This window comes from Propionicimonas sp., from assembly GCF_034927565.1.
Taxonomy (GTDB): domain Bacteria; phylum Actinomycetota; class Actinomycetes; order Propionibacteriales; family Propionibacteriaceae; genus Propionicimonas.
In genome coordinates this window covers 1-20,181 of the sequence record NZ_JAYFPT010000011.1, presented here as the reverse complement: position 1 = coordinate 20,181, position 20,181 = coordinate 1, and the positions used below count along the sequence as shown (strand labels likewise).

Genomic DNA, 20,181 nt, shown 5'->3' with positions numbered 1-20,181 from the left:
CTCACAGACGAACCGTTCCCACGGTGCGTCACAGCTGCGGGTCTGGTCAGTCATCGCCGGATCCCCAGGGGCCGAAGACAGCGGTGGCGTTGGCTTCCAGGTCGGCGCACAGGTCGGCGAGATCGGCACCGCGTCGCTCAGCCAGGAAGCGGACGGTGTGCGGCATCAGGTAGGGGGCGTTCGGCTTGCCGCGCAGCGGCACCGGGGTCAGGTAGGGCGCGTCGGTCTCCACCAGCAGCCGGTCGGACGGGGTGAGGTCGAGCGCCTCGCGCAACGCCTCGTTCGGCTTGAACGTGACCGGACCAGGGAACGACAGCCAGAAGCCACGGTCCAGGCAGCGCCGGGCGAACCCGGCGTCCCCGGAGAAGCAGTGCATCATCACCCGCCCGGGCGCGCCCTCGGCGTCCAACACCTCCAGCACGTCGTCATGGGCGTCCCGGTCGTGAATCACCAGGGCAAGGTCGTGCTGCTTCGCCCAGGCGATGTGGGCGGCGAAGGCCGTCCGCTGCCGGGCCCGGCCGTCCTCGTCGCGGGTGCGGAAGTAGTCCAGCCCGGTCTCCCCGATCCCCCGGACCCGGGGCGAACTGCCGATCAGGGCTTCGAGCCTGTCCAGTTCGGAGGCCAGCCGCTCCCCCGCCCGGGCGGCGTCGTTGGGATGGATCGCCACGCACGCCACCACCTCGGGATACCGCTCGGCGATTCCGATGCACTGTGCCGACGAGGTGACGTCCGTCCCGACGTCGACCACCCGGGTGACCCCGACTGCCCGCGCGGCGGCCAGGTTGTCCACCACTGTCAGGCCACTGAACTCCTCGGTGCTGGCCAGGTGGGTGTGCGCATCGGTCACCGGTACCGGCAGCGGCTCCGGAGCTGGAGGCAGTTCGCGCTGGCTCACAGGGTGTCCTTCCTGGCATCAAGGGTGGCCGCGTAGAGGGCCTTGCGCGGCAGCCCGGAGGCTTCGGCCACCGCACTCACCACCGTGGACAGCTTCTCACCCGAGGCGATCCGGGCCAGCACCTCGGCCACCCCGGACGACAGGTCGACCGCCGCCTCGGGCGCGCCTGCGACCACCACGGTGATCTCACCGCGCACCCCCTCGGCCGCCCAGCCGGCCAACTCGGCGAGGCTGCCCCGCCGGGTCTCCTCATAGGTCTTGGTGAGCTCGCGGCTGACCGCTGCCGGACGTCGGTCCCCGAAGGCGGCCGCGGCGTCGACCAGGAAGTCGGTGAGCCGGTGCGGCGCCTCGAAGAAAACCATGGTGCGGGTTTCGGTGGCCAGCGAGGCCAGCCGGCGTTGCCGCTCTCCCGGCTTGCGCGGCAGGAAGCCCTCGAAGCAGAACCTGTCGGTGGGCAGCCCGGACAGTGCCAGCGCCACCAGCACCGCGGACGGCCCCGGCACCACCGACACCACCAGCCCGGTCTCTATCGCCAGCCTCACCAATCGGTAGCCGGGGTCGGAGACCGTCGGCATCCCGGCATCGGTCACCACCACGACGGTCCGTCCGGCCTGCAGGTCGGCCAGCAGCGACTCGGCCCGGGAGGCTTCGTTGCCGTCGAAGTAGGAAACCACCCGGGCCTGCGTGGTCAGGTCGAGGGCACGCAGCAGGCTGCGCAGCCGCCGGGTGTCCTCGGCCGCGATCACGTCCGCGGTCGCGAGTGCGGCGCGCAGGGCCGGGGAGGCGTCGGCGAGGTTGCCGATCGGGGTGCCGGCCAGGACGAGACCGCCGGCATGCTCGGATGTCACCCCCGCAGTATCCCCGACCGCCCCCACCCGCTGTCATCCCGGCGCCCCGTGTCGGTCGCCCGTCCGCTGGCCCGCCTCGGCATTGCTCCGCCTCAGCCGCCGGCAGAGCCCCGGGGCTGGCACAACCACCTGTGCCCATCCGCACCCGGCCATCGCCGGCGTCCCGGATCGGGGAGCAACCCGCCGACCGGACCGGTCGGAGCGCGAAGAAAGTGCGCACAGCCAGAGCCGCATAGGATGACCGGGTGAGCGTGACGGGCGGCCCAGCCATGGCCTCAGGCGAGAGCGGAACCGACGAGCCGGTGGTCTACGGGCCGATGGCCACCTCGCCCATCTCGCCGTCCGGGCCGGTGGCCGCCTCACCCGCCTCGCCGCCTCCGCCGGCACCCGCCGCGTCCCAGCCGTTGACCACCATCCAGCGACTGCGCGACGGCATGATGACCGACCGGCTGGCCGGATGGCTGGTGACGCTGTCGATCACCGCGCTGGCCTTCGTGATCCGGTTCGTCAACCTGGCCTACCCGAACAAGGTCGTCTTCGACGAGACCTACTACGCCAAGGACGCCTACACGCTGTGGAAGTTCGGCTACGAGAAGGACTGGCCGGACGCCGCAACCGCCAACCCCGACATCATCGCCGGCAACCCCGACATCTATCTGGACAAGGCCTCGTTCATCGTGCACCCGCCGGTCGGGAAGTGGCTGATCGGCTTCGGTGAGCACCTCTTCGGGATGAACACCTTCGGCTGGCGGTTCATGCCGCTGGTCTTCGGCACCCTGCTGGTCTTCGCCACCATCCGGCTCACCCGGCGGCTCTCCCGCTCGACCCTGCTCGGTGGCATCGCCGGTCTGCTGCTCACCGTCGACGGTCTGGCCTTCACCATGTCGCGGATCGCCCTGCTGGACATCTTCCTGGCCTTCTTCCTGGTGGTGGCGGTGTCCTGCTGTGTCGCCGATCGCGACTGGTACCGCTGGAAACTGGCCGATCGGCTGGAGAAGAGCGGCCTGACCGACTTCGGCGGCGAGTTCGGCCCAATGATCTGGTTCCGTCCCTGGCGGCTGGCGGCGGGGCTGGCCTTCGGTCTGGCCCTGGGCTCGAAGTGGAACGCCGTCTGGGCGCTGGCGGTGTTCGGCCTGCTCAGCGTCTGGTGGGACGTCCGCGCCCGGCACCTGGCCGGCTCCAGTTGGCGGGGCTGGCTCGCCGTGGTGGTGGACGGCATCCCGGCCTTCATCCGCCTGGTGGTGGTGTCCCTGGTCGTCTACGTCGCGACCTGGACGGGCTGGCTGACAACCTCCGGCGGCTGGGGACGGGACTGGGGCCAGACCCACCCCGACGACCCGTGGACGATGTACCTGGGCGAGAAGTGGGCCTCCTTCCTGCACTACCACCAGGAGATCCTGGCCTTCCACACCGGCGAGTACATCAAGGGCACCACCCACCCCTACGACGCGCACCCGGCCGGTTGGCTGGTGCTGGCCCGTCCGATCACCTTCGACGCGGTCAACGACATCCAGCCAGGTGTGGACGGTTGCCCGGTCGGCGGCGAGACCTGCCAGCGGGTGCTGATCGCGCTCGGCACTCCCGCCCTGTGGTGGATGGCAGCGGTGGCACTGCTGGTGGCGATCATCTGGTGGATCGGCGGACGGGACTGGCGTTTCGGCGTCCCGGTGCTCGCCGCCCTGGCCACCTATGTCCCTTGGTTCTTCACCACCGACCGCCCCCAGTTCCACTTCTACGCGATCACCATCGTCCCGTTCACGGTGATCGCCCTGACCCTGGTGCTGGGGCTGATCCTCGGGCCGAAGAACGGACCGCACCGAAGACGCGGCGCGATCATCGTCGGTGTCGCGGTCGCCCTGGTGGTGGCCAACTTCGCCTGGAACTACCCCGTCCTGACCGACGGACTGCTCACCAAGAGCGAGTGGCTGGCGCGGATGTGGTTACGTTCCTGGATCTGAGCCGGGGCAGGCCGTCCACCGGAACGCGGGAATAGGCAGTTCTGGTCTACCAGCAGTTCGACAGCTGTGCAGCCCGTTCCATTTCTTTGCGTCCCCGTCCGCGCTGCCGTCGTTCCCCGCTACTGTCCAACCCGGCTGGTCAGGCTCTGCGTCGAAGGGGATATCCATGGCGAACTTCAAGCTACCCACCTGGACCCATGTCGGTGGCACGCTCAAACCGGGGGCTGTGGTGGCTCCCGATGAACGTCTCGGCTGGGGCAAGATGGTCGGGCTGGGCGCGCAGCACGTGGTGGCGATGTTCGGCGCCACCTTCCTGGTGCCGCTGATCACCGGCTTCCCGGTGTCGACGACCTTGTTCTTCTCCGGCGTCGGCACCCTGCTCTTCCTGCTGATCACCGGCAACCGGCTCCCCAGCTATCTCGGCTCGTCGTTCGCCTTCATCTCCCCGGTGATCGCCTCCACCGTCGACGGCGACTTCGGCAAGGCGATCTTCGGCATCATGCTCGCCGGTCTGCTGCTGACCGCGGTGGGCATCATCGTGCAGGTGGCAGGCTCCGGCTGGATCGATCAGTTGATGCCGCCGGTGATGACCGGCACCATCGTGATGCTGATCGGCTTCAACCTGGCCGGCGCGGCCTGGGGGGTGGACGAGAACTCGGGCTTCCGCTCGGCACCGCTGACCGGCTGGATCACCATCCTCGCGATCGTGCTGATCACCGTCCTGTTCCGCGGGCTGATCGGACGGTTGTCGATCCTGCTCGGCGTGCTGGTCGGCTATGTCGCGGCGATCCTGCAGAACCAGGTCGACTTCGCCGCCGTCGGCAAGGCCGACTGGCTCGGCCTGCCGACCTTCCACGCCCCGACCGTCGACTTCAACGTCGCCGCCCTCTTCCTGCCGGTCGTCCTGGTACTGATCGCCGAGAACGTCGGACACGTCAAGTCGGTGGCCCTGATGACCGACCGCAATTACGACAAGTACATGGGACGGGCGCTGCTCTCCGACGGCCTGGCCACAACCCTGGCCGGTCTGGGCGGCGGCTCGGGTACCACCACCTACGCCGAGAACATCGGTGTCATGGCAGCCACCAAGGTCTACTCCACCGCGCTGTACTGGATCGCCGGGTTCATCGCCATCCTGCTGTCCTTCATCCCGAAATTCGGCTGGGCGATCCAGACCATCCCGGCCGGCGTGATCGGGGCCGCGGGCACTGTGCTGTACGGCATGATCGGCCTGCTCGGCGCCCGGATCTGGATCGAGAACCGGGTCGACTTCACCCGGCAGGTGAACCTGATCCCCGCGGCCGTCGGCCTGATCATGGGCATCGCGGACTTCACCTTCACCATCGGCAACATGACCTTCGGCGGCGTGACCGTCGGCACGGTCACCGCGCTGGCGCTGTTCCACCTGATGAAGGCGATCGCGAAGGCCCGCGGTACCGACGTCGTCCCCGACGCCGAGGTGATCGGCCCGGCCGACGCTCCGGTCGCCTGACCCGTCCGCTCCACCACAACTTCACACCCTGCGGCTCGCGCCGCGACGGTTCTGGGCCTGGGGACGGTTCCCCGGCCCGGGACGGGGAACCGTCCTCTTCAGCCGGCCGCTCCGGTTTCGGGACGGGTGGGGCCAGCGGGTCAGGCCCGGCTAGCTTGGCCGGGTGAACCGCCTGACCCCTGCCGTGAAGATGGGACTGTCCATCGCGGCGGCGGTCGGGGTCTACGGGGTGTCCTTCGGTGCGCTGGCGGTGGCCGCGGGCCTGGACGTCTGGCAGGCCTGTGCGTTGAGCGCACTGATGTTCACCGGCGGCTCCCAGTTCGCCTTCATCGGGGTGATCGCCGGCGGCGGGACGGGCGCCGCGGCATGGGCGGCGGCCACCCTGCTCGGCGTCCGCAACGGCGTCTACGGCATGCAGCTGAAGGCGCTCATCCGTCCGCCGGCCAGACTGATCCCGCTGATGGCGCACCTCACCATCGACGAGTCCACCGCGACCGCCACTGCCCAGGACGACCACGACGAGCGGGTGCGCGGTTTCTGGACGGCAGGCCTCGGCGTCTTCCTGCTGTGGAACGTGTTCACGCTGATCGGCGCCGTGGCCGGGGACGCCCTGGGCGACCCGAAGAGTTGGGGGCTGGACGGGGCTGCGGTGGCGGCCTTCCTCGGCCTGCTCTGGCCGCGGCTGAAGGGACGCGATCCGGTGGCGATCGCGGTGGTGGCCGCGCTGGTGACCGCTGTGGCGATGCCGCTGGTACCGCCGGGCATTCCCGTCCTGATCGCCGCCGTCGTGACCGCCGGTTGGTGGGCCTGGCGCCGGCGCTCCCCCCGTCCCGAACCTGAAGGAGGATCCCGATGAGCCTGTGGTTCTGGGTGATCCTCGCCGCCGGGACGGCATTCATCATCAAGCTGGCCGGCTACCTGCTGCCGCAGTCCCTGCTCGACCGTCCGGTGGTCACCGAACTGGCCGGAGCGCTGACCGTCGGCCTGCTGGCCTCGCTCACCGTCCTGAACACCGTCGGGGCAGGCCAGGGGCTGGCGGCCGATTCCCGCCTGCTGGCCCTCGGCGCCGGCGGCATCGCGCTCTGGTTCAAGGCCCCCTACATCGTCGTGGTGGTGGTTGGCGCGCTGGCCGCCGCGCTCGGACGGCTCGCCGGCCTGCCCTGAGCCGGCTGACCCGGGCGGCGATCGGATGGCTCAGTCGGCCGGGGTCGCCACGCCGGCGAGCACCGGATCGCCCGACCGGACGCTCGTCGCCCCGGCTCTGCCGGCCCGCCAGCCGAGCACCGCCACCAGCACGCCACAGAGCACCATCATCGCGGCAGTGAGGTAACCGGTGCCGGGCGGGGCATCCCAGTTGGCGTCGCTGGTAGCGGCCATCACCAGGTAGTCAATGATCAGGTGCATGATGCCGTAGGCGGCCACCGCCCACAATCCGATCAAACTCGGCAGGCGGGCACGGGCGCCACCGAGTTTGAGGTCGATCACGATGAACGCCACGAAGGCGGTCAGCTCAGTCGCGATCGAGGCCGGCCCGGTGACGTCCCACAGCGACCGGTTCCCCAGTGCCGGTGCGAGCCACGTGGCGACGGCGTACCACCCCACCGAGACCACCGGCAGCAGCACCACGAGCCGCTGGACGGGCGTCAGCCGGAGCCGGGACGCGAACCCCAGCCAGCCCACCGCGAGCAGCAGCGCTGACAGTCCCCTGGCCCACAGGACGCCGGGGCCAGCGGCAGAGCATCGCTGCCGTCCATCCGCGCCAGGCAGGCATCGCTGAAGTCGTTGAGGTACTGACCGCCCACCAGCACACTGCCGTTGAGCATGCTGCCCTGACAGGGCAGCCATTCCAGCCAGGTGGCGACCCCGGCGGCGAGGCCGGCTGCGACCAGCGCGACCGACAAGAAGACGTACCAGAACCTTCCCCCCATGCGTCGAGGTTAGGGCTTCGCGTCGCCCGCGGGAAGTCCCCGGAAAGGGACGTCGCCGGGGAACCCCGGCCGCCGCACGCGGCGGGCAACCGGACGGCCGGGCCGGCTCACTCCTCCAGCAATGTCGCGCCCAGCCAGCCCTCCGGCACGCCCATCCCCTCCACCAGCGGCAGCGCGTGCGGCCGCAACTCACGGCACAACAGGTTGAGCTGCTCTCCCAGTGCCTTCGACCGGGTGGACGAGATCCGGTTGTGCTCCAGGAACCAGCCGCGGTCGGCGTCGATGCTGGACAGCGCATACAGGCTGCACAGCTTCTCCAGCACTGCCCGTGCCTCCGGATCCTGGCACGCGGCGATACCGTCCACGAAGGCCTCCAGCACCACCCGCTCCAGGTGCGCCCTCGCGACGAACTGGACATGGTCGCCGAGCCGGTTGAAGGCCTCGAACCGGTCGCCCTGGCTCCGCGCGGCCGCCCGCATCCGGCGGGCCAGCGACTCCAGCGAGTGCCGCTCCCGCTCGGTGAACGCCCAGGCCTGCCAGGCGCGGTCGATCATCGCCAGGTCGTCCGGACGGCGGCGGGTGTTGGCCACCAGTCGCTCCATCAGCACCCCGGCAGCGGTCCATTCCACCACTGTCTCGCCCACCTGCTTCGCCGTGGCCTGCACCACCCCGGCCCGGTCGAGCTCGCCCCAGAGCTGCCGGTAGTCGGTGACCAGTGCCTTGGTCACCAGCTGCAGCAGGACGGTGTTGTCGCCCTCGAAAGTGGCAAAGACGTCGGCGTCGCCGCGCATCCCGGTGAGCTGGTTCTCGGCCAGGTAGCCGGCCCCGCCGCAGGCCTCCCGTGACGCCTGCAGAGCCTCGTTGGCGAACCAGGTGGACATCGCCTTCAGCCCGGCCGCCCGGGTCTCCAGCTCGCGCTGCTCGCGGTCGCTGTGCTCGCCGCCGCCCTGGACGTGCACCAGGGCCTGGATCAGCTCGTTCTGGGCGAACCCCAGTGCGTAGGCGCGGGCGACCAGTGGCAGCAGCCGGCGCTGGTGGGTCAGGTAGTCCAGCAGCAGAACGCCGCCAGGCCGGCCGGCGGCCGGGAACTGTCGTCGCTGCAGGGCGTATCGGGTGGCGATCGACAGCCCCCGCCGCGCCGCCACCAGCCCGCCGGCCGAGACGCACACCCGGCCGCGGACCAAGGTCCCGAGCATGGTGAAGAACCGGCGGTTGGGGCTCTCGATCGGGGAGGAGTAGCGGCCGTCGGCGTCCACCCGGCCGTAGCGGTCGAGCAGCATCTCGCGTTTCACCCGGACGTGGTCGAACCGGATCGTCCCGTTGTCCACGCCCTGCAGCCCGCCCTTGTGGCCCTGGTCGCCGGTGGTCACCCCGGGCAGGTCGCGACCGTCGTCGTTCCGGATCGGCACCAGGACGGTGTGGACGCCGTGCCCCTGGCCGTCCACCATCAACTGGCCGAAGACCGCTGCCATCGTGCCGTGGCAGGCGGCGTTGCCGATGTAGGCCTTGGTTGCCGCGGGGGTGGGCGAGTGCACCTCGAACTCGTCGGTGTCGGGCAGGTAGGTGATCGTGGTCTCCAGGCTGGCGACGTCGGAGCCGTGGCCCAGTTCGGTCATCGCGAAGCAGCCCAGCAGCCGCAGCGAGGTGATCTGGGGCAGGAAGGTGTCGTGGTGCCAGGCGGTGCCCAGGTTGGCCACCGCGCCGCCGAACAGCCCGAACTGCACCCCCGACTTGATGGTCACCGACAGGTCGCCGTAGGCGAGCGCTTCGAAGGTCATCACTGCGGCCAGCGGATCGCCGGCGTCCCCGGACGACTGCGGCACCCCGGCCGCGCCGAACCCGGACTCCTGCAGTTCGCCCAGCCGCGACAGCGTCCAGGCACGGGCCTGCTCCATGGTCAGGCCGGGGTCGCGCAGCAGGTGCTCGGCGGGCAACTCCTCGCGAGCCCGGGCTCGTTCGGCGGCGTACGGGCCGTCGAAGGCCGTCCGCAGCGCGGCGCCCAGGTGGGTGAGGTTCTCGGTCGGGTTCAGGAGAGCGGTCATCGATACTCCTTTGTCGGGACGGTGGTGAAACCCGCGCTGAAGGCCGGGGCGAACAGGCTGGTGATGTGGTCGACGACGACACCGCGCGGCGGCCGCGGGTCGGAGTCCATCCAGCGGTCGGCGGCGGCCCGGATGAAGCCGACCAGGCCGTGCCCCCAGGTAGCGGCCGGTGCCGGATCCTGGCCGGCGACAGCGAGCCGGGCAGCCAGGACGGCCTCCAGCCGGTCACCCAGCACGGTCGGTACCCGGCCGGCCGGGTCCTGCGCCGAGACCCCCAGCGGAGGGCTCATCAGGAACCGGTAGAGGCTGGGGTCCCGCTCGACCAGGGCGAGGTAGGCCTCGGCCAGATCGGCGGTCAGCCGACCGAGGTCGCTCGGGTCGGAGTGCTCCAGGGCCAGGGTGACCTCGGAGAGGATCCGGTCATGGACGGCCTCGCCGATCGCGGCGTACAGCCCGGCGCGGTCGCCGAAGTGACGGTAGATGACGGTCTTGGAGGTGCCGGCCTGGGCGGCGATCTCGTCCATGCCAACGTTCGCGCCATGCCGGTGGATGGCGCGCATCGCATGGTCGACGAGTTCCCGGCGCCGGGTGACTCGGTGTTCCGCCCAGCGGGCGTCTCGTCCGTCGATGGCCACGGCATCAGGGTACCCAGTACTTGATGTACCTGCTACTTTGAGTACCGATTACTTGGCCCGCACTGTTACGCACCCCCGGAGGCACCGATGACGTCCCCCAGCTCTCCGACGCAGCCCGAGCACGGCGCGAACCCGTCCGCGCCGGGGGCAAGGAAGGCGCCGGCGAGCGCGGCGCGGAGCACCGCCGTGGTGGTCGGCGGCAACCGGATTCCGTTCGCGAAGGCCAACGGCGCCTATGCCCACGCGTCCAGCCACGACCTGCTGACCGCAGCCCTGGACGGGCTGGTTGCCCGCTTCGGCCTGGCCGGCCAGACCCTCGGTGAGGTCGCCGGTGGCGCGGTGCTGAAGCACACCCGCGACTTCAACCTCACCCGCGAGGCGGTGCTGAGTTCGGCGCTGGCGCCCCAGACCCCCGCCGTCGATCTCGGCCAGGCCTGCGGCACCAGTCTGGAAACGGTGGTCTACATCGCCAACAAGATCACCCTCGGGCAGCTGGACGTGGGGATCGCCGGCGGTGCCGATTCCGCCTCGGACGCGCCGATCGCGGTCAGCGAGCCGCTACGCAGGGCACTGCTGGCCGCCAACGCCGCTCGCACCCTGCCAGCCCGGCTGAAAGCGTTCAGCAGCCTCCGTCCGGGTCACTTCGCGCCGTCCACCCCGCAGGTGGTCGAACCGCGCACCGGGCTGAGTATGGGCGAGCACCAGGCGCTCACCACCGCCCGCTGGGGGATCAGCCGCGAGGCCCAGGACGAACTGGCCGCCGCCTCCCACCACAACCTCGCCAGGGCCTGGGAGGAGGGCTTCTTCGACGACCTGGTCACCCCCTACCTCGGCCTGACCCGCGACGCCCCGCTGCGCCCGGACACCTCGGTGGAGAAGCTGGCCGCGCTGAAACCGGTGTTCGGCCTGTCCGGTTCCGTCCCGGCCACGATGACCGCCGGCAACTCCACCCCGCTCTCCGACGGTGCCGCAGTCGTGCTGCTGGCCGACGCCGACTACGCCGCCGCCCACCACCTGCCGATGCTGGCGAAGGTGGTGGACGCCGAGGTTGCCGCGGTGGACTACCCGGGCGGGGACGACCTGCTGCTCGCCCCGGTCGCCGCCGTCGGACGGCTGCTGGCCCGGCAGCGGCTCGGCCTGGCCGACTTCGACCTGTACGAGGTGCACGAGGCCTTCGCCGCGACCGTGCTCGCCACCCTGGCCGCCTGGGAGTCCGACGAGTACTGCCGCCACATCGGCCTGGCCGGGGCACTCGGGCCGATCGACCGGACGAAGCTGAACGTCACCGGCTCCTCACTGGCCGCCGGGCACCCGTTCGCTGCCACCGGGGCCCGAATCGTCCCCACCCTGGCCACGCTGCTGGCCGCGAAGGGTCCGGGGGCCCGCGGCCTGATCTCGATCTGCGCTGCCGGCGGCCAGGGCGTCGCGGCGATCCTGGAGGCGATCTGATGAGCGTGCTGGAGAAGGTCTTCTACTCCGCCCCCGGCCAGGCCCTGGCCAAGCTCGCAGGGCTGCCCGAGCCGGTCACCCTGCGGCGCGGTGCGAGCTGGCCGTCCGGGCCGCTGGTGGTGGCAGGGCTGGACGGTGCCACGCTGGCGTCCGGCACGCTGGCGCTGCTGGGCCGGACCACCAGCGAGCCGGTGCTCGACGAGCCCGGCCGGCAACCCGCCCCCGGCTACGGCTCGGCGATCGGCGCGGTCGTGGTGGACGCCACCGAACTGCGCACCATCGACGCGCTGGAGGGGTTGCGCGCCGTCCTCCGCCCAGCGGTTCGCGCCCTCGAACCCTCCGGTCGGGTGGTTCTGCTGGCCCGGCCGGTTGACGGGGTGGACGGGCTGGAGGCCAGAGCGGTCGCCCAGGCGATCGACGGGATCAACCGGACGGTCGGCAAGGAGCTCCGCAGGGGCGCCACGGCCAACCTGGTGCAGGTCGAGCCGGGGGTGACGCCCGCGGCGCTGGCGTCCACCCTCGGCTTCCTGCTGCAGGGCCGCTCGGCCTTCGTCGACGGCCAGACCTGGCGGGTGGGCGCTGCCGAGGTGCCGGGCCCGGCCGTCCGTCCGCTCGACGAACTGATCGTCGTGGTCACCGGCGCCGCCCGCGGGATCGGCGCGGCGATCGCCCGGACGGTGGCCAGCCAGGGCGCCATCGTGGTGGCGGTGGACGTCCCGGCCGCCGGGCAGGCGCTGTCGGCGGTGGCCAACGAGGTCGGTGGCACCGCCCTGCAACTCGACATCACCGCCCCCGGCGCCGGCGCCCGGATCACCGCCCACGTCGCAGCCCGGCACAGCGGGAACGCCCGGATCCACGGCGTCGTGCACAACGCCGGCATCACCCGCGACAAGCTGCTGGTGAACACCGACGCCGAGCGCTGGCAGGCGGTGCTGCAGGTCAACCTGGCTGCCGAACTGCGGATCAACCAGACCCTGCTCGACCCGGCGGTGCCGGGCGGCCTGGCCGAGGGCGGCCGGATCGTCGCGGTGAGTTCCACCTCCGGCCTGGCCGGCAACAAGGGCCAGGCCAACTACGCCGCCTCCAAGGCCGGGGTGGCGGGGCTGGTGCGGGCACTGGCCCCCGAGGTGGCCGGGCGCGGGATCACGGTCAACGCGGTGGCGCCGGGCTTCATCATCACCGAGATGACGGCGACGATCCCGTTCGTTCAGCGTGAGATCTTCCAGCGGTTCAACTCCCTGGGCCAGGGTGGCCGGCCGGTGGACGTGGCCGAGACCATCGCCTGGTTCCTCGACCCGGCCAGTGCCGGGGTGACCGGCCAGGTGGTGCGGGTCTGCGGGCAGAACCTGGTGGGTGCCTGATGCCCGATCGGGACATCGTCCGGCTCGACGACCTGCCGGCGATGGGCCCGCTGTTCGCTCGTGCCCTGGTTCCCGGCCCCCGCCGGACGCCGGGGATCCCGGCCCAGACCGCACTGGTCAGCGGACACCGGCAGGATGTCGCCCGGCTGGCCCGCTACGCCGGGGTCTGCGGCTTTACGCTGCGTGACAACGTGCCGCCCACCTGGCTGCACGTGCTGACTTTCCCGCTGCAGGTGTACCTGCTGGCCGGCCCGGGCTCGACGTTGCGACTGCCCGGAATGGTGCACGTGGCGAACCGGATGCGGCTGCACCGTCCGGTGTCGGTCACCGAGTCGCTGGAATTGCGGGTGCGCGCGGCGTACCTGCGTCCGCACCGCCGGGGCGCTCTGGTAGACCTGATCGGCGAGGTACGCGTGGCCGGTGAGGTCGTCTGGGACGCGGTGAGCACCTATCTCGCCAGCGGCGTGAGCGTCCCCGGTACACCCGAGGAGGCCGACCGGGAGCCCTTCGACCCTGTGACCCCCCTGGCGCGGTGGCGGCTGCCGTCGGACCTGGGACGCCGTTACCGCGCGGTGTCGGGAGACCCGAACCCGATCCACACCAGCCAGCTGGCCGCCCGCGCCTTCGGCTTCCGGCGTCCCATCGCCCACGGTATGTGGACCCACGCCCGCGCGCTGGCAGCCCTGGAGAACCGGCTGCCCGGCAGCTATGCCGTCGAGGTGGCGTTCGCCAGGGCCGTGCCCCTCCCGGGAACGGTCGGCTTCACCGCCACCTCGCAGCCGGACGGCTGGGCCGCCGCCGTCACCACCAAGGACGGCGCCAAGCCCCACCTGCTGCTGCGCGTCACTGCCTGAGCGTCACTGCCTGAACTGCGGGCGGTTTCCGCAGGCCCTGGAACCGCGTCCAGAACACGGCGGTCGGACGAGTGCTGGCAACCAGGTCGTCGGGGTTCGGGGTCGTCACACCACCAGGAGACGGCGGGCACCGCGCCCGTCCGGCACCTGCCCGAGGCAGGTGGTCAGGAAGCCGGCCGCTGCAGCGGGATCGGCGCCGGCTCGGGGGCCTTGGAGAGCTCGGGCGCCTGCAATTGGTCGATCTCGACCGCCTCGACGTGCGGGATCGTTTTCCACACCGGGTTGCGGTAGAAGAGCACCAGCACGTTGAGCAGCGACCAGGAGAAGACGTAGATCGGGAAGGCGAGCGCGGCCTGCCAGGCGCCCGGCCAGTGGGCGTGCTCGAGTTTGAGCACCCAGGCCGCCACCAGCGTCACCGCGACGTAACTGACCACCGCGCCGACCAGCAGCCCACCGATGAGGAGCTGCCACAGGCCGGTGGACACCCCGGTCGCCACCATGCCGATGACACCGATGATCGCGCTGGCCCCGGCGATCGGGATGCCGATGCTGAACAGCAGCGCGTCCAGCGTGCGGCGCCAGTCCTGGCGCACCGCCTTGACCAGTTTCGGACCGATCAGACCGAGCACCTGCACGCTCCCCAACGACCAGCGGTAGCGCTGCTTCATCGACTGGGCGAAGGTCAGCGGCTGCTCGTCGTAGAACATCGCGTCCATCGCCAGCCCGACGTGGCGCCCGTCGGCGATCGCGTTCAGGGTGAACTCGATGTCCTCGCAGACCGAGCTGGTGTGCCAACCGTCCGGCCCCAGCGTGTCCAGCGAGAACATCCAGCCGGTACCGCCGACGGTGGTCACCGGCAGGCCGCGTCGTGCCCGCGGCAGGTGGAACAGCCGGGTCTGCAACAGCCAGAACAGACTGGAGGTACCCGCCACCCAGGAACTGGTCGGGTTCTTGCCCATCCGGTAGCCCACGGCCACCGGCACACCGGCGTTGAGCTGGCGGTTCATCGCGGCGAGGAAGCCGGGGTCGGCGAGATTGTCGGCATCGAACATCACGCAGGCGTCGAACTTGTCGGCCTCCTGCTTGGTGAAGCGGTCGAAGAACCAGGTGAGGGCGAAGCCCTTGCCGATCTTTTCAGTGTCGTGACGTTCCCACACCGTTGCCCCGGCTGCCCGGGAGAGCGCGGCGGTGTCGTCGGTGCAGTTGTCGGCGGTGACGAAGATCTCGAAGGCGTCCGCCGGGTACTCCTGCCGGCGGAGGCTGGCCAGCAGCGGCTCGATGACCGCCGCCTCGTCCTTGGCGAAGACCAGCACCGCGAACCGGTGGATCCGGTGGGTCAGTTGAGCCGGCGGACGCAGCCCGCCGACCACGGGCAGGGCGATCAAGCAGTGATAGAGACCGTAAGCCCCGGACACCAGCATGATCGCCTGACAGACCCATGCCAGCGTCGTCATCGGGTCTCCCCCCGGGGTCGTTTCATCTCGGTCGCGCGGCCCGCACAGGCGCATGCGAAGTGTGGGCTCAGTTTACCCGGCGGCGGCAAGAACCCGGACATGGAATGCCGGCGCGGCGAAGTTGCTTATCATAGGAGGTTAGGAGGTGTGTGTGCGTGGTCTTTCACAATGAGGCTAGCTGGTCGCTGTTCTGGATGAACGTGACTGTTTACGTCCTCATGACGCTCGGACGCATGCAATGGGACGTCTGGCTGCCGGCGAAGTTCTTCGATCCTGACCGGTGGTGGTACCGCACTCGCGACTGGGAGCGCGGCGGCGAACTCTACCGTGAGCTGCTGCGTATCGACCGGTGGAAGGACAAGGTTCCTGCTGTCGACGGCAGGACGCACTTCTCCAAACGGCACCTGCTCGGGGACGACCCGACCTACCTGCGCCAGTTCGTCATGGAGACCTGTCGCGGCGAGTCCAACCACCTCCGGGCGGTGCTGAGCACCATCCCGATGCGGCTGTGGACGCCGCTGGACGTGTGGATGGTCTGCTTCCTGATCGCGCTGCTGGGCAATCTGCCGTTCATCCTGATCCAGCGCTACAACCGGCCACGGCTGCAGCGCGCCCTGGGCAGGGTCGAGCGGCGCGCCCTGGAGTCGGCCCAGCGGCGGGCCGCTGCTGCTCCCGCCCTGCAGACCGGCGGCGACTCCGACCTGCAACCCGCCACCGCCTGACCGGCGTGGGCAGCACGCCACCGTCGACGCACGCCGACCAGCGGCGCCTTGATCGCGAACTTCTGGCGCTGGCCGTCCCGGCCTTCGCGACCCTGTTGGCCGAACCCCTGCTCGTGCTGGCCGACTCCGCGATCATCGGCCATGTGTCCACCGACGCACTGGCCGGGCTGGGCATAGCCTCCAGCGTCGTCGGGGTGGTCGTCGGACTGTGCGTCTTCCTCGCCTACGGCACCACCGCGTCGGTGGCGCGCCGGCTCGGTGCCGGGGACCGCGCCGGGGCGCTGGCCGGCGGGCTGGACGGCATGACGCTCGGTGCCCTGATCGGTGTGGTGCTGGCGATCGTGCTGCAGGTCGCCGCAACCGGGGTGGTCGGGTGGTACGGGGTCGAACCAGTGGTCGCCGATCAGGCCGCCAGCTATCTCAGCGTGGTCTCCCTCGGCTTCCCGGGCGCGCTGGTGATCCTGGCCGCCACCGGCGTGCTGCGCGGCCTGCAGGACACCCGCACGCCGCTGCTGGTGGTCGTGGTGATGAACCTGGCCAACATCGGCCTCAACCTGCTGTTCGTCCACGGGCTGGGCTGGGGGATCACCGGCTCGGGCACCGGCACCGCGCTGGCCCAGACCGGCGCGGCGGTCTGGCTCGCCCTGACCGTGCTGCGCGGAGCGAGGCGGGAGCAGGTCCGCTGGCGCTGGCACCCGTCCGGCATCCTGACCGCCGCCCGCAGCAGCGGCTGGCTGGTCCTACGGACCGCCGGACTGCAGGCGGCGCTGCTGCTGACCACCGCCGTCGCCGCCCGAATGGGCGCGGTCTCCATGGCCGCCCACCAGGTGCTCTACAGCCTGTGGATGCTGCTCACCTTCGCCATGGACGCCGTCGCGATCGCCGCCCAGGCGCTGGTCGGCCGCTACCTCGGCGCCGGCGAGGCGTCGACCGTCCGCTCACTGCTGGCGCGGATGCTGGGCTGGGGAGTGCTGATCGGCGTCACCGGAGGGCTGCTGCTGTGGGCCGGGCAGGGGCTGTATCTGTGGCTCTTCACGCCGGACGCCGCGGTGGTCGGGCTGGTGTCGTCGGTGCTGCCGCTGGTGGCCGGGCTGACCGTCCTGGGCGGAGTGGTGTTCGTCCTGGACGGGGTGCTGATCGGCGCTGGGGACACCCGCTACCTCGCCTGGGCCAGTCTGGTGAACCTGCTGGTCTACCTGCCGCTGGCGATCATGGTGGCGGTCACCGGTGGCGGGCTGGTCTGGTTGTGGCTGGCCTACGCCGGGTTCACGCTGAGCCGGTTCGTCACCCTCGGGTTGCGTGCTCGCGGCACCGGCTGGATGCGGTTGGGGGTCTGACACCGGACGACGGGTCTCGACTGGTTCTGCCGGCGGGGATCCCGGCCCGGCGCCGCGGGCTGGGTTCGGCCCGCGAGCACCCGGATCGGGCCCGCGGGGCTCCGGCCGGCTCTCCGGGGGACATGTTCGGCCCGCGAGCACCCGGGTCAGGCCTGCGGAGTCCCTCCGTCCCGGCGGTTGCAGGACGCGCCAGCTACCTGGTCGACGCGGAGGCCGCCCATGGCCTTCGTTCCGGTGGTTGCAGGACGCGCTCACCAGTCGGCGTCTATGGTTGCAGCAGTGACTCGCACGAGGGCTCCCGAGGGGGAAAGACGTGAGCGACCTGACCGGGCCCGCCAACGCGGAGCCGGCCGAGCCGGCACCAACCGCGGCTGAGGCGCAGTTCCCCTACACGGGTACGCAGGGGCTGCGTCCGGAGCCGCCCGCGCCCCCGCCCCCGGTCCGCAGCCGCCGGCGGCCCGGCCCGCGCCGCTTCCGCTGGTGGCCCGTTCTGCTCGGCGTGACCGCTGCGCTGGTCGGTGTGGCGGTTGTCGTGGTGTCGCTGGTCTGGGGGCCGCGGATGAACCCGATCGCGCCCGTCCCCGGGGCCGACGCGCCCCCGGCTGGGACGGCGGTGACCGCGTACCTCGATGCGCTGGCAGCCGGGAAGGCCGGGGACGCGCTCCGGCTGGGCTCCGTCCGTCCGGGCAATGCCGAACTGCTCACCGACCAGGTGCTACGTGCCTCCCCGGCGTCGATCGGCGAGGTGAGCGTGCCGGCGACGTCCAACCAACCGGCCTCCCAGCAGGTGACTGCCAGCTACCGGATCGGCGCCGAACAGGTCACCACCAGCTTCCCGGTCTTCCGGGACGGCGAGACCTGGCGGCTCGGACAGGTGGTTGCCGATGCGGATCTGCGCGAACTGGACTTCGCCGGGCTGCCGATCACGGTCAACGGATTCGTCGTGGAGAATCCCCAGGTCTCGCTGCTGCCCGGACAGTACCGGGTCGGCACCACCGACCCCCGCTATCGGGTCGAACACCCTGACTTCCTGGTCCGGACGCCGGCTGTCGCCCCGGATCTGGCTGCGGTGCGGCTCGGGCTGAGCGATCGGGCGACCAGGGAGATCGCCGAGACCGCCACTGCCCGGCTGGACGCCTGCCTGAGCACCCGCGACCTCGCCCCGGCAGGTTGTGGCTTCCGGATCACCCACCCCTCCGGGGTCAAGCTGGACGAGCGCACCCTGCGCTGGGAGCTGCGCTCCGGCCGGGAGTCGCTGACGACGCTGCAGCCCGTCCTCGACCAGGTCGGTTCGGCCACCGCACCGGTGTCGCTGAAGATCCACGGCGAGGTGCGGGGCAAGGACGGTTCGCTGTGGGAGGCGAACGCCGTCCTCACCCGCGTCTACGCCGACCTCACCCAGGACGCCGTCACCGTCGAGTTCGGCTGAGGACGCCGGCCCGGTCAGCAGTCGTCAGCAACGCCGACACGCGCGGCCAGCGGTCGTCAGCGCTGGCAGGCGGGGTCAGCGGCGCCAGCAGCGCCGATCTCCTGGTCCGGCGGCAAAGGGGCGGTCGAGCCGTCTTCGGCGTCGGCACGCGCAGTCAGCAGCGCCAGCAGCACTGACCTCCCGGCCCGGCGACAAAGGGGCAGTCAACCCTCCTCGCCGCCGGCACCCGCAGTCAGCAGTCAGCAGCGCCAGCAGCGCCGATCTCCTGGTCCGGCGACAAAGGGGCAGTCGAGCCGTCCCCGGCGCCGGCACGCGCAGTCAGCAGTCAGCGGCGCCAGCAGCACTGACCTCCCGGTCCGGCGGCAAAAGGGCAGTCAAACCCTCCTCGCCGCCAGCACCCGCAGTCAGCAGTCAGCGGCGCCAGCAGCACTGACCTCCCGGTCCGGCGACAAAGGAGCGGTCACGCCATCCTCGCCGCTGGCACGCGCAGTCAGCAGAATCAGCACCCAGAGCATCGCCCCGGCGAGCATCGAGTAGCCGGCCGCCAGGGCGAGGTGCCGCGGCTCGCCGCCGGTGAACTGGCCGACGATCACCTGGCCCATCACCAACTCGGCGAGCCAGAGCAGGCCCAGCGTCACCGCCCAGGGCCGCAGCGCGGGCCGCGGCAACGTCCGGACGATCAGCCATACCAGCAGAGCTCCCGCCACCACCCCGAGGACCAGCCGGACAGCCTGTAGCCCCGGGAAGGAGTCGGAGTCCACCACCCGCCACACCGGCCAGCCCAGACACCGGACGAAGGACCCCTCGCCCGCCACCACGATGCCGAGCAAATGCATCACGATCACCGCGCCGACCGTCGTCCAGCCGAGTCTGCCCAGTGGGGTGCCTCCGGCAACCGCAGGCCGGCTCAGCCAGACCGCGGCCGCGGTGATCAGGCAGAGCGCCACCAGGGCGGCAGCGACGTCCACCATGCCCAGCACCATCGGGAGCCCGAACAGCACGATGGTCATCCCGAAGACACCGGACGCGATCGCCGCCACCAACGCCCCGACGGGGAACAGTCGTAACCGGCGGTCGGGCAGGCCGCGTCCCAGCCAACTCGCGACCGCAAGCGAGACCAGGTCGAGGAAGGCCACCACCCGGTGGCTGAACTCGATCGCGGAATTGGTGCCGGTCGGGGTCAGCTGGTCATGGAAACACCCCGGCCAGGTCGGGCAGGCCAGGCCCGATTCGGTGGCGCACACCGCTGAGCCCATCAGCACCACCACACCGGTGAGGATGGCTGCCACCCAGTAGGCCCGGCGAACAGTGGACGAGGGGACAGACTGGGTCATGGGTCGATCCTGCCAGCCGGGAGCCGGCTGTGTGGCCGATTGGGTCTCTTCCTGGGGTTCTCCTCCTGGGACTCCTCTTTGGTGGCTCCTCCGACTGATCCCAGCCCGCCCTGCCCGACTCTGCCGGTCGCACTCACCCAGCCGGTCGCACTCACCCAGCCGGCCCCGCCCGTCTCTGCCGACCTCTCTCGACTCTGCCCGCCCTGCTCGACTCTGCCCGCTCTACTCGACTCTGCCCGCCTCACCCGACCCTGCCCGTCCTGCTCCGCTCTGCCTTCCTCACCTGACTCTGCCCGCCCTGCTCGACTCTGCCTGCTCTGCTCGACTTTGCCCGCCTCGCCCGACTCTGCTGCCGTTACAACACACGCAAAGTCGAGTAGGACACGCTGAGTGGGGACAGAGGACTGGCGTCCTGCGTGGGGTGGGAGCTTCTCGACGAAGTG

18 protein-coding genes are annotated in these 20,181 nt (G+C 71.0%); 10 read left to right on the top strand and 8 right to left on the bottom strand.

The features are described from left to right. Positions 1–46 precede the first annotated feature (46 nt). Together VB080_RS03395 and rsmI are read right to left on the bottom strand one after the other, a co-directional pair. Positions 47–895 (bottom strand): TatD family hydrolase, encoded by an 849-nt coding sequence (locus tag VB080_RS03395; RefSeq protein ID WP_323417017.1) that lies wholly within the window; start codon positions 893–895, stop codon positions 47–49. After that, entirely contained in the window at positions 892–1,743 is an 852-nt protein-coding gene (gene rsmI / locus VB080_RS03390; protein ID WP_323417016.1) for a 16S rRNA (cytidine(1402)-2'-O)-methyltransferase, read from the bottom strand. Before rsmI ends, VB080_RS03395 begins: the two co-directional genes overlap by 4 nt. Positions 1,744–2,180: 437 nt before the next feature. On the opposite strand from rsmI, the gene VB080_RS03385 reads away from it, so the two are divergent. The 4 genes from VB080_RS03385 (at position 2,181) to VB080_RS03370 (ending at position 6,357) form a co-directional block, all read left to right on the top strand. After that, the gene (locus VB080_RS03385; RefSeq protein WP_323417031.1) at positions 2,181–3,701 is read left to right on the top strand and encodes a dolichyl-phosphate-mannose--protein mannosyltransferase; all 1,521 of its coding nucleotides are present in this window, start codon (positions 2,181–2,183) and stop codon (positions 3,699–3,701) included. A 166-nt stretch (positions 3,702–3,867) separates the two neighbouring features. Beyond that, positions 3,868–5,193, top strand: a complete 1,326-nt coding sequence (locus VB080_RS03380) for a uracil-xanthine permease family protein (RefSeq protein ID WP_323417015.1) — start codon at positions 3,868–3,870, stop codon at positions 5,191–5,193. A 163-nt stretch (positions 5,194–5,356) separates the two neighbouring features. Beyond that, positions 5,357–6,049, top strand: a complete 693-nt coding sequence (locus VB080_RS03375) for an AzlC family ABC transporter permease (RefSeq protein ID WP_323417014.1) — start codon at positions 5,357–5,359, stop codon at positions 6,047–6,049. Next, positions 6,046–6,357: an AzlD domain-containing protein gene (locus VB080_RS03370; protein ID WP_323417013.1), complete on the top strand. Its 312-nt coding sequence runs from the start codon at positions 6,046–6,048 to the stop codon at positions 6,355–6,357. Before VB080_RS03375 ends, VB080_RS03370 begins: the two co-directional genes overlap by 4 nt. 30 nt (positions 6,358–6,387) lie before the next feature. Here the strand turns inward: VB080_RS03370 and VB080_RS03365 are convergent, their stop codons facing one another. From VB080_RS03365 to VB080_RS03350, 4 genes are all read right to left on the bottom strand, one after another. Beyond that, positions 6,388–6,873, bottom strand: a complete 486-nt coding sequence (locus VB080_RS03365) for a hypothetical protein (protein ID WP_323417012.1) — start codon at positions 6,871–6,873, stop codon at positions 6,388–6,390. Beyond that, positions 6,837–7,121, bottom strand: coding sequence for a hypothetical protein (locus VB080_RS03360; protein ID WP_323417011.1), 285 nt, complete (start codon positions 7,119–7,121; stop codon positions 6,837–6,839). Before VB080_RS03360 ends, VB080_RS03365 begins: the two co-directional genes overlap by 37 nt. Before the next feature lie 107 nt (positions 7,122–7,228). Next, positions 7,229–9,163 (bottom strand): acyl-CoA dehydrogenase, encoded by a 1,935-nt coding sequence (locus VB080_RS03355; RefSeq protein ID WP_323417010.1) that lies wholly within the window; start codon positions 9,161–9,163, stop codon positions 7,229–7,231. Next, positions 9,160–9,798: a TetR/AcrR family transcriptional regulator gene (locus VB080_RS03350; RefSeq protein WP_323417009.1), complete on the bottom strand. Its 639-nt coding sequence runs from the start codon at positions 9,796–9,798 to the stop codon at positions 9,160–9,162. The genes VB080_RS03355 and VB080_RS03350 overlap by 4 nt, the downstream gene beginning before the upstream one ends. Before the next feature lie 87 nt (positions 9,799–9,885). Here VB080_RS03350 and VB080_RS03345 point away from each other — a divergent pair, with 87 nt between their 5' ends. From VB080_RS03345 to VB080_RS03335, 3 genes are read left to right on the top strand one after another with little or no spacing between them, the layout of a single operon-like run. After that, on the top strand, positions 9,886–11,247 hold the full coding sequence (locus tag VB080_RS03345) for an acetyl-CoA C-acetyltransferase (RefSeq protein WP_323417008.1): 1,362 nt from the start codon (positions 9,886–9,888) through the stop codon (positions 11,245–11,247). Further along, the gene (locus tag VB080_RS03340; protein WP_323417007.1) at positions 11,247–12,608 is read left to right on the top strand and encodes a 3-oxoacyl-ACP reductase; all 1,362 of its coding nucleotides are present in this window, start codon (positions 11,247–11,249) and stop codon (positions 12,606–12,608) included. Before VB080_RS03345 ends, VB080_RS03340 begins: the two co-directional genes overlap by 1 nt. Further along, the gene (locus VB080_RS03335; protein WP_323417006.1) at positions 12,608–13,462 is read left to right on the top strand and encodes a MaoC/PaaZ C-terminal domain-containing protein; all 855 of its coding nucleotides are present in this window, start codon (positions 12,608–12,610) and stop codon (positions 13,460–13,462) included. The genes VB080_RS03340 and VB080_RS03335 overlap by 1 nt, the downstream gene beginning before the upstream one ends. A gap of 164 nt (positions 13,463–13,626) precedes the next feature. Here the strand turns inward: VB080_RS03335 and VB080_RS03330 are convergent, their stop codons facing one another. Beyond that, complete coding sequence (locus VB080_RS03330; RefSeq protein WP_323417005.1) at positions 13,627–14,916, bottom strand: glycosyltransferase family 2 protein; 1,290 nt, start codon at positions 14,914–14,916, stop codon at positions 13,627–13,629. A 155-nt stretch (positions 14,917–15,071) separates the two neighbouring features. On the opposite strand from VB080_RS03330, the gene VB080_RS03325 reads away from it, so the two are divergent. The 3 genes from VB080_RS03325 to VB080_RS03315 all read left to right on the top strand — a co-directional run bounded on the left by VB080_RS03325 (position 15,072) and on the right by VB080_RS03315 (position 18,404). Beyond that, complete coding sequence (locus VB080_RS03325; RefSeq protein ID WP_323417004.1) at positions 15,072–15,638, top strand: hypothetical protein; 567 nt, start codon at positions 15,072–15,074, stop codon at positions 15,636–15,638. A 5-nt stretch (positions 15,639–15,643) separates the two neighbouring features. Next, positions 15,644–16,975, top strand: a complete 1,332-nt coding sequence (locus VB080_RS03320; RefSeq protein WP_323417003.1) for an MATE family efflux transporter — start codon at positions 15,644–15,646, stop codon at positions 16,973–16,975. 313 nt (positions 16,976–17,288) lie between these two features. After that, positions 17,289–18,404: a hypothetical protein gene (locus VB080_RS03315; protein ID WP_323417002.1), complete on the top strand. Its 1,116-nt coding sequence runs from the start codon at positions 17,289–17,291 to the stop codon at positions 18,402–18,404. 404 nt (positions 18,405–18,808) lie between these two features. On the opposite strand, the gene VB080_RS03310 is transcribed toward VB080_RS03315, so the two are convergent. Beyond that, a complete protein-coding gene (locus VB080_RS03310) occupies positions 18,809–19,738 on the bottom strand; it encodes a COX15/CtaA family protein (RefSeq protein ID WP_323417001.1) in 930 nt (309 codons plus the stop codon). Between the last annotated feature and the right edge of the window lie 443 nt (positions 19,739–20,181).